Source organism: Vibrio sp. Sgm 5, from assembly GCF_026241575.1.
GTDB classification, from domain to species: Bacteria; Pseudomonadota; Gammaproteobacteria; order Enterobacterales; family Vibrionaceae; genus Vibrio; species Vibrio jasicida.
Map to the genome: position 1 here is coordinate 28,122 of NZ_JAPHPY010000001.1, position 13,046 is coordinate 41,167.

The window sequence follows — 13,046 nt, forward strand, 5'->3', positions numbered from 1 at the left end:
TTATCCTTTATCCTCACACGTTTCGAGGTTGATTTGTCACAGTTCCATCAAGCCGTAAATAGAATTATCGAGCGAGTTCAGCAAACGGAAGGCAATCAAACACGTTTAATCGAGCCACTCAGCGAGAAACCCAATTTCGCGTTTATAGACTGGCTTGAAGCACAACCACTTTTTCCCAAGTTTTACTGGCAGTCCCGTGATACTCGTGAAGAAGTTGTTGCTCTAGGCCAACTCCACTCCTTTACCGATCCTGGACCTGCCTATACGATCCTTGGTGAAGGCCAACGCGTATGGGGCGGTCGTTCATTTGACGGTCAGCACGAGAAAAATCGTCGCTGTATGACATCCTTCTTTTTTCTTCCGCAAATTGAGTTGATTCGGTTTGACCAGCAATGGTCACTTGCGGTGAATATCGCAGAAGATAAAACTCGTACATTAGCAGGCTTGAAAAAGCTGGTCTCTGATGTGCCTAGCTTAGCGCCAATCTCTTCTCATATCCGTTCGATTGATCACGCTCCGACGGAGCCACAATGGAATGATTTGGTAGAGAAGGTGCTCACTGGTATCGACAATGACGAGTTTAAAAAAGTGGTGTTGGCTCGCAAATCGACTGTTCATTTAGATTCGACACTTTCTGCTGCGCAGCTATTGAAAGCGAGCTACCTCAACAACCATCATAGTTTTCATTTTCTGTTGAGCTTAGACAGTAAACACAGCTTTATGGGATCCACACCAGAGCGTTTGTATTCGCGTATCGGACACGAACTACATACGGAAGCATTAGCCGGTACGATAGGCCGTGGCGAGAATGCGACTCAAGATATGGAATTGGCGAACTGGCTATCTCAAGATTCTAAGAACCTCAATGAGAACCAGTATGTGGTGGACGACATTATTGAACGTCTTTCACCCCACTCAGAAAGCGTTGACGTTGAAACTGATCCTCGTTTGGTTCGCCTGAGAAAAGTGCAGCATTTAAAGCGTAATATCCATGCGGATCTTAAAACGGGCATTAATGGCGTTCAGTTACTCTCTGCTTTACAGCCGACAGCCGCTGTTGCTGGGTTGCCCCGTAAAGAGTCGATGCAGTTTATTTTAGATAATGAGCCGTTTGCACGCGGCTGGTATGCAGGCTCCATGGGTTATATCAGCCATGAGCGTGCAGAGTTTTGTGTCGCAATCAGAAGTGCGTTGATCCTTGAAGAACAAGTTCAACTGTTTGCTGGCGCGGGTATTGTTCCAGGTTCCATTGCAGAGCATGAATGGGCCGAGTTAGATAAAAAAATGTCAACGTTACTTTCTCTTATTTCAGACCACCCACCGCTTGGGGTTGCATCATGAATGCTGATCAAGCTGTTTTAAATCGAATTTGGTCTGAAACCATCCTGACAGAATTAAACCGCTTTGGTGTAAATCATATCTGTATTGCACCAGGTTCTCGCTCTACCCCTTTAACGGTGGAGGCGGCGGATAATCCAAATTTTACCATTCACACGCACTTTGATGAGCGTGGTTTGGGCTTTATGGCATTAGGGCTAGCAAAAGCCAGTAGAGAGCCTGTGGCATTGATCGTGACCTCTGGTACTGCCGTCGCCAATCTGTTGCCCGCTATTGCAGAGGCAAAACTCACTGGTGAAAAGCTGGTGGTATTGACTGCCGATAGACCAGTCGAGTTGGTAGGGTGTGGTGCAAATCAAGCCATCAATCAACTTGGTATTTTCTCACAGCATGTTTCTGACAGTCTGAATTTGCCAAGCCCGACATTGTCTACGCCACTCAACTGGCTTTTGACCTCTGTGGATGAAGTGATGTTCACGCAGCGGCTAAAAGGCAGTGCGGTACACATCAACTGTGCCTTCCCTGAGCCGTTATACTCAAACGTAGAAAAAAGTACTCACCAAGATTACCTCGATACGGTTGCTGGTTGGAAAGAAAGTCGCGTGACTTATTGTCAACGATTCAACCCGAAAACGAACAGTGCGATTCCAAGCTGTGGTGACAACAAAGGTATCGTGGTCATTGGGAGTTTGCCTTTAGCCCAAGCACAGGCTGCACGTTCGTTTGCTGAGCAAATGGGGTGGCCTGTTTTGGCTGATCCTCAAAGTGGTGTGAGTTCGGATTGGGCCCATTTTGATATGTGGTTGCAGCATCCAAGATTGGCGAGCCAGTTAGATAGCTGTGATTTAGTGGTTCAATTTGGTAGCCGAATCATCTCCAAGCGTTTTAACCACTGGCTCGATAAACATGTTTCGCGTAGCCAACATGGTAGAGATATTCAATACTGGTATGTTTCTCCACGTTTAGACCGTGATAATCAAAGCCACTTGCCACAATGGCATTGGGCTGAACAACCGAGCTCTTGGGTAGAACGTACCACAGAGTTTGAATCGGAATATACTGGTTGGGCAGACGACCTTGCGACTGACATTAAGCAAGTGACTCAGCATGCAAAAGGTTTGTTCGTTTCTGATCCTAAGAGTGAGCTAAGCGAGATTGCATTAGCCATTGATGTTGCAGAGCGCGCAAAAGGTGTTGACCTGTTTGTGGGTAACAGCTTGTTTGTTCGCTTAATTGATATGTTTGGTAAGCTCGACAATACTGAAGTGTTTACCAACCGTGGTGCTTCAGGCATTGATGGCCTGTTTGCAACGGCAAGCGGGGTTCAACGCGCGCGCCAGAACCCGATGTTAATGTTTATTGGCGATACGTCGGCATTGTATGGGTTGAACTCACTGGCGTTGTTTACGCACAGTAAGTTACCGTCAGTGTTGGTGATTACGAACAATGATGGCGGCGCGATTTTTGATTTACTGCCGGTGCCGCAGGAACATCGTGAGTCGTTCTACCAAATGCCTCATGGTTACGACTTTGAGCACGCCGCGAAGCAGTTTGGTTTAGAGTATCGTCAACCAAGCTCATTAGCAGAATACCAATCTTTGGTTTCTGAGCATTTTGCTTCAGGGCAAGGCGCATTGGTGATTGAAGTGCAAACGCCGTCTAACCAAGCTGTTGAGCATTTAAAATCGTTCAACAAGAATTTGCATGCTCTATTCTGAGCACTTTCCAGCAACGGAAAAGCACCAAGGTAGCACTTTGCCTACTCTGGTGTTTTTGCATGGCTTGTTAGGTAGCGGAGCGGATTGGCATCTATGCTCAAACGCGTTACCTCAATTCGAACGTGTGACGATTGACCTTCCTGGTCATGGTCAAAGCCAATCTATTTCTTGCAGTGATCTAGATGATTGCTGCAAATTGCTCAATTCCACACTATCTTTACTATTTCCTTCACAACAACCGCTTATTTTGATTGGTTACTCAATGGGTGGACGCATTGCTATGCATGGCCTTGCGCACCAGTGTTTTTCAGATCTCAATATTTGTGGTGCCATTGTTGAAGGAGGAAACTTCGGTCTACAAAACGAGTCAGATAAGCAGACCAGATTAAAGAATGACACTTGCTGGGCAAAGCGTTTCAAAATTGAGCCTCTTGCTTGTGTTTTGAACGATTGGTACCAACAGTTGGTCTTTTCTTCACTAAACCATGAGCAAAGACAAACATTAGTGACAAAACGAAGTGCTAATCTTGGCTCGTCAGTCGCAGATATGTTGCTTGCGACTTCTTTGGCTAAGCAAGGTTATTTGCTACCAGCACTGCAACAACAAGCGGTTCCGCTGTATTACGTGTGCGGTGCTAAAGACAAAAAATTCAGTCAACTGGCAGAAATGAGCGGGTTGGCATATCGACAAATTGAGGGAGCAGGGCATAACGCTCATCAAGAGCAACCCCAGAAGTTTGCGATACAGATTAATCAAATAATTCATTCTCACTTTCAGTGAGAGCAACGAGAACAATGGGAATCACCATGGCTAAAACAGTAGGCATTTCTGAAGAAGAACTTTACGCTCCGGTTCAATGGAAAGATTGCAGCGAGAAATACGAGGATATCCACTATCACAAGTCTGTTGATGGTATCGCGAAAATTACCATTGCACGTCCACAGGTACGTAATGCTTTCCGTCCTCAAACTGTAAAAGAGATGATTGATGCACTGGCAGATGCGCGTTATGACTCGACTGTTGGTGTGATCATCCTGACAGGTCTAGGTGAAGATGCGTTCTGTTCTGGCGGTGACCAGAAGATCCGTGGCGACTACGGCGGCTACAAAGACGACCAAGGTACGCACCACTTAAACGTATTAGACTTCCAACGCGATATTCGTACTTGTCCAAAACCAGTGATCGCATCGGTCGCAGGTTGGGCTGTCGGTGGTGGTCACGTGTTGCACATGATGTGTGACCTGACGATTGCGGCGGAGAATGCACAATTTGGTCAAACTGGTCCTAAGGTGGGCTCTTTTGATGGCGGTTGGGGCGCGTCTTACATGGCTCGTATCGTAGGTCAGAAGAAAGCTCGCGAAATCTGGTTCCTATGTCGTTTCTACAATGCTCAAGAAGCGGTAGACATGGGTCTAGTAAACACGGTTGTACCACTAGAAGACTTAGAGAAAGAAACCGTTCGTTGGTGTCGTGAAGTTCTACAGCACAGCCCAATGGCATTGCGTTGCTTGAAAGCCGCATTGAACGCGGACTGTGATGGTCAAGCTGGCTTGCAAGAACTGGCTGGTAACACAACCATGATGTTCTACATGACAGATGAAGGCCAAGAAGGCCGCAACGCATTCAACGAGAAACGTCGCCCAGACTTCGACAAGTTCCCTCGTAACCCATAATCCGTAAAGAAAGAGGAGCCTTTGTGCTCCTCTGTTTCGTTTTTCGTCCTGAGCGCCTCGCCCTCTGGGAGGTTAGCGGGTTCTCTCGCTAAAAAGTTCAGAATATATGGTATTACATAGGATTCGAATTATGCGTAAAGCGAAGATTTATCGTTACTCTCTACCAATGGACAGTGGCGTTATATTACGTGACAACAAACTGACTGAGCGTGTTGGCTTCATTCTTGAATTAACGGATGGCGACAAAATTGGTCGTGGTGAAGTTGCACCTTTAACGGGCTTTAGCCTTGAAGGTACCGAAGACGCTGGTGTTCAACTGCAAGCTCAAGCGGAGCGTTGGGTTGCGGATTTACCCGTGGATTACAACCACATGTATCCCTCTGTGGCGTTTGGCTTATCGATGGCTCAACTTGAGCTAGAAGGCGGTCTACCGGTACAAGGGCAGTATCAAGCTGCGCCCCTGTGTAATGGTGACCCTGATGAGCTGATTCCTAAACTGAACGAGATGGAAGGCGAGAAAGTTGCGAAGGTAAAAGTGGGTCTATACGAACCGATTCGCGACGGCATGCTAGTGAACTTATTTCTTGAGTCGATACCGCAGCTGACACTTCGCCTTGATGCAAACCGTGCTTGGACGCCAGAAAAAGCGCAGCAGTTTGCTAAGTACATTGCCCCATCACTGCGTCAGCGTATCACCTTCTTGGAAGAACCATGCCGCTCTCCGGGTGACAGTCTGTCGTTTGCTATCAATACGGGGATTGCTATCGCGTGGGATGAAACGCTACAGGATGCGGTTCGTCGTGAAGACTTCCGCCTAGAAGATCTTACCGGTGTGAAGACCATCATTATTAAGCCAACGTTGATCGGCTCGGTTGAGTTTTGTATTAAGCTGATTGAGAAGGCTAAAACTCTGGGTATCAAAGCTGTGATAAGCTCAAGTATTGAATCCAGCTTGGGTCTGAACCAGTTAGCACGTTTAGCTCAATGGCAACTGCCGAATGAAATCCCTGGCTTGGATACAATTGGCTTGTACAAAGCGCAATTGGAACAGGGGTGGCCTAAATGTGAACTTCCAATTATTCCGCTATCAGAGCAGGAGTTAGTGTGGCATTCAGCATAGAGACGATTGCGATTGCACCATGGAAATATTGGGCTCAAATGAGCCCTTTTTCTATTGCGCTGGAAACAACCACAGAGTCTATAAATTGGCAGCAATTAGCATCTCGCGTTGACCGATATGCGCATTATTTGCAGCAGCAGGGACTGGCAAATGGTGATGTCTTGACTTTAGTCGGCAAGAATCAAGTCGATGCATTGTTGCTTTCCCTTGCTGCCCAGCAATTGGGCGCTATTGTAGCGTTGACGATGCCGCAGCCTTTGGAGGCATTGCAAGGCAAGCTCAAGACACTTTACAAAACTCATCAACAACGTTTTGTTTGGTTTGCTGATAGCCTAGCGAATGCTTATTCAGGGCGTCAGTTGTCACAACTCGATGCGACGTTTATTTCCATTCAGAACATGATAAACGCGGATGTCGTTACTCCAACTGACGGCTATGCGCGTGATGTACTCGCTACTATCGTATTTACTTCCGGTTCAACGGGAACGCCCAAAGCAGTAGCTCACAACCATCTACAGCACTTTGCTTCAGCACAAGGTTTGTTAGAGGAGTTTCGATTTACTCAACGAAATACTTGGTTGTTGTCACTGCCGCTCTACCATGTATCTGGCCTTGCGATCGTTTATCGTTGGTTGTTTGCTGGTGCGACTCTGAAGGTGGGAAATGGCAATCTAGCAGAAGATATTCTTGGTGTGTCTCATGCGTCTTTGGTCGCAACGCAATTAAAACGTCTGTTGGATGACCAAGTTAAACTGTCTCTTACTCATGTGTTACTTGGTGGTAGTCATGTTGGACACGAACTGGCTTTACGGGCGACACAGCAGGGGGTTGAAACTTGGTTAGGTTATGGCATGACAGAAGCTGCGTCTACCGTAACAGCTAAGCGAATCGATAGCATCAGCAATGCGGGGCATCTGTTGCAAAACCGCGATATTAAGCTGGTGGAACAACGTATTTATATCGGCGGTAAGACCCTGGCAGCAGGCTATTTTCATCAAGGTAATATTACTTCTCTCCTGAATGAAAGTGGTTGGTTCGACAGCAAAGACTTAGGTGAATGGCAAGGGGATGAACTCAAGATCATTGGTCGAGCAGATAACCAATTTATCTCTGGTGGAGAAAACGTTCATTGTGAAGAGATAGAAGCGGCACTGAACCAAATAGAGAGTGTTTCGCAGAGCATCGTTGTACCGGTAGAAGATGTGGAATTTGGACATCGGCCAGTGGCGGTGATGCAGACGGATTCATTACTGGACAAAGCTCAATACGAGCAACACCTGCAAACTAAGCTAGAAAAATTCAAATGGCCGGTCGCGTATTATGTAATGCCTCAAACCTTATTGGCTGGAGGAATTAAAGTATCGCGCAAAGCGGTAAAAGACTGGTTAAAAAATGAAGTGCAAAACGGTGACTAAGCGTTATTGCACTTCAGGGGGATGTGGTGATGGTGAGTCACCACAATTCTTTAGTTAGCGAGGGCGACTTTCATTTGCTCCGCTACTTTATCTACTTTACCTAGGCCGATGATGACTTGCAGGCCACCTTTACCAATACAAACTACACCTGCTGCGCCGAGCTGTTTTAGTTTTGCTTCGTCAGCCAGTGAGGAATCTTTTACGGTTAAGCGTAGGCGGGTAATACAGTTGTCTACCTCTAGGATGTTATCTGCACCACCGATAGCGGCAATGTAATCTTTTGCAAGTTCACCAACGTTTTCTGTTACTTCCTTCTCCATGTTTTCGCCACGACCCGGAGTACGCAGGTTGAACTTAACGATCGCGAAGCGGAATATCGTGTAGTACAGAGCGAAGAACACTAAACCTTGTGGGATCAACATGTACCATTTGGTTGCTAGTGGATTTTGGCTTGAAAGCACAAAGTCTACGAACCCAGCGGAGAAACCGAAGCCTGCCATCCATTGCATGCTTGCAGCAATGTACATAGAAATGCCCGTTAGTACTGCGTGGATTAGGTAAAGCACAGGCGCTAGGAACATAAAGCTGAACTCTAGTGGCTCGGTGATGCCTGTGAAGAAAGACGCCATTGCAGCGGCAAGCATGATAGAAAATACTTTGTTTTTGTTCTCTTTATCTGCGCAGTGGTACATCGGTACATCGCAAGCGCAGCGCCCGGCAGACCAAACATCATGATAGGGAAGAAGCCTGCTTGGTACATACCAGTTTGGCCAACAACCGCAGTGCCATTCGCAATAGATTGTGCACCACCGAGGAAGTTTGGAATGTCATTAATCCCAACTACATCAAACCAGAACACTGGGTAAAGCGCGTGGTGCATGCCGATGGTCAGCATCAGGCGGTTGAAGAAACCAAAAAGACCGGCACCGACAGCGCCCATTGCTTCCAACTTAGTGCCGAAAATGATCAGTGCATCGTAAATCACAGGCCAAACGTAAAGCAGAACGAAGGCCAATGCCATACCAGCAATAGAAGTTAGGATCGGAACTAGGCGTTTTCCACTGAAGAACGCTAATGCCTTAGGTAACTCGACTCCAGAGTAACGGTTGTAAATCTCCGCTGAGATTATGCCGACTAAGATACCGATAAACTGGTTATTAATCTTGTTGAACGCATCAGGCACCTCATCTGCTGTGACGCCCATCAGCTGAGTGACCGCTCCTGGCGCAAGCAATGTGGTTAAAACCATAAAACAAATAAAGCCGGAAAGTGCGGCAGAGCCATTCTTGTCTCTGCTTAGACCAAAAGCGACACCGACGGCAAATAGCACTGCCATGTTATCGATGATGGCACCACCAGATTTGATTAAAAATGCGGCCAGTACGCTTTCTGAGCCCCACCCGACAGGGTCAATCCAGTAGCCTATGCCCATCAAGATTGCCGCAGCGGGTAGTGTCGCTACGGGAACCATCAACGCCTTACCGACTTTTTGCATGTAGCCGAGTATATTCATATTTGCCCCTATAATTTTTAATGCCTCCCAGAATATGATCTATGCTGGAAATTGGCGTTTTTATTAAGTTTCTAGGGACTATTTGAAACTTAATTATCGACGCAAACAAACGAATTCACTACTATCATGAATTAATATTTTTAATGCATGGTGTGTCATGGCTAACCAACAATTACTGCTTAGGAATCTTCATACCTTTAGTATCGCAGCGAAGCACCTTAGCTTTACTCATGCAGCGAAGGAGTTGCATTTAACCCAAGGTGCGGTTAGTCATCGCATTAAAGTACTCGAGCAAGAGCTGGGTTTTACCTTGTTCGTTCGCGGCACGAGAAAGCTTGAGCTGACAGAGGAAGGGCGTCGTTTTCAAAAGACGTTATCTACATCGCTCAGTACCATTTTTAATGAGATTGAAGAAATAAAGTCGACGGATTTAGTGGGCGAGATAAACATTGCCGCCTCTCCAGGATTCTTAAACGGTTGGTTAATGCCAAGGGTTGCGGACTTTAAGCGCCATTACCCAGGTTTCAATCTCAATCTATTTGCGCAAGAAAGTCAGTTAGATCTTGTAACAAATCAGATCGATGTGGCTATCTTTTATGATACTGAGGACCTTGTTGATGTTTATCGTCAGCGATTGTTTGGTGAAAAGTACATTCCTGTTTGCACACCGCAGTACATGAAAGAGATGAATATTTTAGAAGATGGGCTCGCCTCTCTACTCCGTATTAATTTTATTCATGCATTAGGCTCTGACGTATGGCAGAGGTGGGTGTCTCACATGGTATTAGATGTGGATGTTTTCCAACACTTTTATTGTGTTAGTCACCGTGATATGGCTGTGTTAGCCGCGAGAAACAATGTTGGTGTTGCGATGGGACGATATCGGTTTGTCAAAGATCTCTTAGACAAAGGAGAACTAGTGAGCCCTTACCCTACGATGGATACTCAGCAGGGGTATGATTTACTCTGTCCATCTGGGTATGAGCACCGCCCTAAAGTGAAGACTTTCATTTCATGGGTGGAGAGCCAACTTAGTTGATTTAGCAATGAATTAGTCGAAAAGGGAATTTCGAATCCTTATAACTCTGAATCATAATTATGCTTAAAGATTAAGAAATAAAGCATAAGGTTCAGGATGATAAAATTAGCTTTGGTGGCAGCGGTGTTGCTGCAAATTGGCCTTGCGATGAGCACTGAGGGACTAACGCGCTCATTGGCTGAGCTAACCGCCTTTCTGGTCGCGATAGCTTTAGTGTTGGTACACAAAAACCAGAGCGCGAAAAAAGCAGAGCTCACCCAGCCACAGAAAGTTAATTAAGGTTTAGCTCAGCAGTAGCCAACCGAGTGATGTTGTAGAAATCAGCACCCACAGTGTGACACCAAACAATAATGGTTTTGCCCCTGCAGACTTCAGCTTCGATACTGAAATACTGCAACCAATCAAGAACAGACACACCACAAGCGCTTGCTTAGCAATAGCAAAGATGCCTTGATACACCACTTCAAATTGCGGGAAGAAGTCGCTGAATGCAATAGCAGCGCAGTACCAGAAAATGAAGTAAGGAATCACTAACTTGCTTTTACCTTCTTTACCGTTTCCACGAGAAAAGATCACGGCACTGATCAGTGCGACAGGAATGATCCACAATGCGCGAGCAAGCTTCAATGTGGTTGCGGTAGTCAATGCTTCTTCACCGTAAGCAGATGCCGCACCCACAACGGAAGAGGTATCGTGAATTGCAATCGCAGCCCACGTTCCGAACGTATGCTGATCCAAACCAATAGCGTGACCAATTACAGGGAAGATAAACAGCGCCAGTGAGTTCAGAACGAAAACCGTTGCAAGTGCAAGACCGATTTGTTCGTCCTTTGCTTTGATCGCTGGAGCGACAGCAGCAATCGCACTACCACCACAAATGGCAGTACCAGAAGCAATTAAATACGCCGTTGTGCGTTCAAGTTTTATTGCTTTGGCAATCATCATGCCGATCACAAGTGTGCCAAGGATGGTCGCGATGATTAGACCTATTCCATCAGACGTGACCGCGAGAGCTTGGTCAAAGTGAATCCCAAAGCCCAAACCAATAATGGAGTAAGAAAGCAGCTTCTTGGTAAATGAAGCAATAGGAAGCTCTGTCGGTACTAGGCTAAAACTCGCCAAAAGAAAACCGATCACAAGCGCGATAGGAGAGGACACAAAAGGGGTTAAACAAAACAGCAGTGCCAATCCAAAGGGGATATTCTTTGTATTCAAGGGTGTCTTCGTTGTAGTGAGTTAAAGCGCAGAGTATATCGTAACGCCTATGGTCAGAAAGTCTTAATGAATTGAACGTGCGTTCAGAAAAACTAAACGCATGTTCAAAAATTAAGAATTGTTCTGTTTGAGTTTAGCGCCAGTCGCCGCGAAGTGCTTTTACTTTCTCAAACATAGCTTGTGCTGTGGCATGTTTTGGATCGACAGGTGTACCAGCTTCGATTTCCAGTCTAGACCAGAAACGCGTTGGTAAGCCCTTACATGCTCGGCCTTTTGCGCGACTGAAGTAGCTGCCCCATAAGCCTTTCAACGCCATTGGTATCACTGGAACAGGGCTACGACGAAGGATGATGTCTATACCGCGCATAAACTCGTTCATCTCACCATCTGATGTCAAACGACCTTCAGGGAAAATACACACAATATGCCCCTCACTTAGTGCCACCTCAACATCACTGAATGCACGACGAATAGAAGTGCGATTGCTGGCTGAGATCGGAATCACACCAGCTCGGCGAAGAAAACGTCGTAGAGGTGGAAGGTTGGCGTAATCTTCTTCCATCACAAAGCGAATCAAGCGTGGGCAAACCGCACTTAATAGTAGCGAGTCCATATAACTCACATGATTACATACGATTAATGCACCACCATGCTCAGGAAGGTGGTGCAAATTCTTGTGTTTTACGCGGTAAATTGTGTGAGTGACTACCCACATAGCAAAGCGCACAACGAAAATTGGGATTTGCAGGAAAATGTATGCCGCAACTAAGAAATTTAAAACAGCCAATAGAGCGAACAATTGGGGGATGGTCATTTCAAGCACGCTTAGGCAGACGATACCCAATATTGCGCTACCCACCATAAACAACGAGTTAAAGATGTTTAGCCCCGCAATGATTTGTGCTCGCTCTGTCTCTTTTGCTCTGTGTTGCATAAGCGCGTACAGTGGTACGATGAACAAGCCGCCAGAGATTCCGATCATTAGTAGATAGAAGAACAGCGGCCAAAAAGCGTCGAAGCTTACAAACTCAACAAAGGTATGAAATCGAGGTAAGTCTGTAGGAATAGATGTCGCCATCAAGAAGCCGAATATGGTGATACCTAAAGCACCAATCGGTACGATTCCTACTTCAATTCTGTGGTTTGAGAGCCAGTTACAGGCCATTGAGCCAACAGCAATACCGACCGAGAACAAAGCTAACAGAAATGAAACCGCGCTCTCTGTACCATTCAAATACTCTTTCGTGAAATTAGGGAACTGGGTGAGATAAGCCGCGCCTAAGAACCAGAACCAGCTGATTGCCATGATGCATTGGAAGACGATGCGGTCAGACTTGGCAATAGAAAGCGTGTGTTTGGTTTGTTTGTATGGCTGCCATTTAAATTGAATATCGGGAGCGCTAGCGGAAGCAAAGGGAATTGAACGGCTTGATAAGTAGCCAAGAAGGGCAAAGATAACCACACAAAATGCAGCAAGGTATTTAGCGTTATCTGCGGAAGCAATCAGCCCTGCGCCTAGTGTACCGATCAAAATAGCAATAAAGGTACCAGCTTCTACTAGTGCATTGCCCGGAACGAGTTCTTTCTCGTTAAGTTGTTGTGGTAGCAATGCATATTTGACTGGGCCGAAAAATGCTGACTGCGTGCCCATCAGGAATAACAGTAGGAGTAAAACACCGTAGCTCTCGGTAATGAAACCTACAGCCCCAAGCAACATTATGCCTATCTCGAACAGTTTTACCTTGCGGATAAACCAAGATTTTTCATACTTATCTGCCAGCACCCCTGCTGATGCGGAAAATAGAAAGAACGGGAGGATGAACAAGCCAGCGGCTAAGTTGATAAATAAGTTGCTAGAAACGGGCAGTGCACTAGACCCCGCAAAGGCGACAAACAGCAACAGCACATTTTTGAAGATATTGTCGTTGAAAGCACCAAAAAACTGGGTAATAAAATAGGGAAGGAACTTTCGTTGCCTAAGCAAGGACGACTGGCTGTCTGATGACATGAATAA

10 protein-coding genes and 1 pseudogene are annotated in these 13,046 nt (G+C 46.1%); 8 read left to right on the top strand and 3 right to left on the bottom strand.

What is annotated here, in order from left to right:
- Positions 1 to 33: 33 nt before the first annotated feature.
- From OQJ86_RS00115 to menE, 6 genes are all read left to right on the top strand, one after another.
- Entirely contained in the window at positions 34 to 1,341 is a 1,308-nt protein-coding gene (locus OQJ86_RS00115; RefSeq protein ID WP_265984937.1) for an isochorismate synthase, read from the top strand.
- Positions 1,338 to 3,056, top strand: a complete 1,719-nt coding sequence (gene menD / locus OQJ86_RS00120) for a 2-succinyl-5-enolpyruvyl-6-hydroxy-3-cyclohexene-1-carboxylic-acid synthase (RefSeq protein ID WP_038879428.1) — start codon at positions 1,338 to 1,340, stop codon at positions 3,054 to 3,056. Before OQJ86_RS00115 ends, menD begins: the two co-directional genes overlap by 4 nt.
- The gene (menH, locus tag OQJ86_RS00125) at positions 3,043 to 3,837 is read left to right on the top strand and encodes a 2-succinyl-6-hydroxy-2,4-cyclohexadiene-1-carboxylate synthase (RefSeq protein ID WP_265984940.1); all 795 of its coding nucleotides are present in this window, start codon (positions 3,043 to 3,045) and stop codon (positions 3,835 to 3,837) included. The genes menD and menH overlap by 14 nt, the downstream gene beginning before the upstream one ends.
- Positions 3,838 to 3,863: 26 nt before the next feature.
- On the top strand, positions 3,864 to 4,730 hold the full coding sequence (gene menB / locus OQJ86_RS00130) for a 1,4-dihydroxy-2-naphthoyl-CoA synthase (RefSeq protein WP_265984942.1): 867 nt from the start codon (positions 3,864 to 3,866) through the stop codon (positions 4,728 to 4,730).
- 130 nt (positions 4,731 to 4,860) lie between these two features.
- On the top strand, positions 4,861 to 5,850 hold the full coding sequence (gene menC / locus OQJ86_RS00135) for an o-succinylbenzoate synthase (RefSeq protein WP_038879437.1): 990 nt from the start codon (positions 4,861 to 4,863) through the stop codon (positions 5,848 to 5,850).
- Complete coding sequence (gene menE / locus OQJ86_RS00140) at positions 5,835 to 7,265, top strand: o-succinylbenzoate--CoA ligase (RefSeq protein ID WP_265984945.1); 1,431 nt, start codon at positions 5,835 to 5,837, stop codon at positions 7,263 to 7,265. Before menC ends, menE begins: the two co-directional genes overlap by 16 nt.
- A 50-nt stretch (positions 7,266 to 7,315) precedes the next feature.
- On the opposite strand, the pseudogene nagE reads toward menE, so the two are convergent.
- Positions 7,316 to 8,778: pseudogene (nagE, locus tag OQJ86_RS00145) on the bottom strand (N-acetylglucosamine-specific PTS transporter subunit IIBC).
- A 157-nt stretch (positions 8,779 to 8,935) separates the two neighbouring features.
- Between nagE and OQJ86_RS00150 the strand changes: the two are divergent.
- Positions 8,936 to 9,817, top strand: coding sequence for a LysR substrate-binding domain-containing protein (locus OQJ86_RS00150; protein WP_265984947.1), 882 nt, complete (start codon positions 8,936 to 8,938; stop codon positions 9,815 to 9,817).
- Between the two features lie 96 nt (positions 9,818 to 9,913).
- Positions 9,914 to 10,096, top strand: a complete 183-nt coding sequence (locus OQJ86_RS00155; protein ID WP_038865532.1) for a hypothetical protein — start codon at positions 9,914 to 9,916, stop codon at positions 10,094 to 10,096.
- Positions 10,097 to 10,099: 3 nt separating this feature from the next.
- Here the strand turns inward: OQJ86_RS00155 and OQJ86_RS00160 are convergent, their stop codons facing one another.
- Positions 10,100 to 11,005 (bottom strand): YeiH family protein, encoded by a 906-nt coding sequence (locus tag OQJ86_RS00160; RefSeq protein ID WP_038865531.1) that lies wholly within the window; start codon positions 11,003 to 11,005, stop codon positions 10,100 to 10,102.
- A gap of 160 nt (positions 11,006 to 11,165) precedes the next feature.
- Positions 11,166 to 13,040 (bottom strand): MFS transporter, encoded by a 1,875-nt coding sequence (locus OQJ86_RS00165; protein ID WP_265984950.1) that lies wholly within the window; start codon positions 13,038 to 13,040, stop codon positions 11,166 to 11,168.
- Between the last annotated feature and the right edge of the window lie 6 nt (positions 13,041 to 13,046).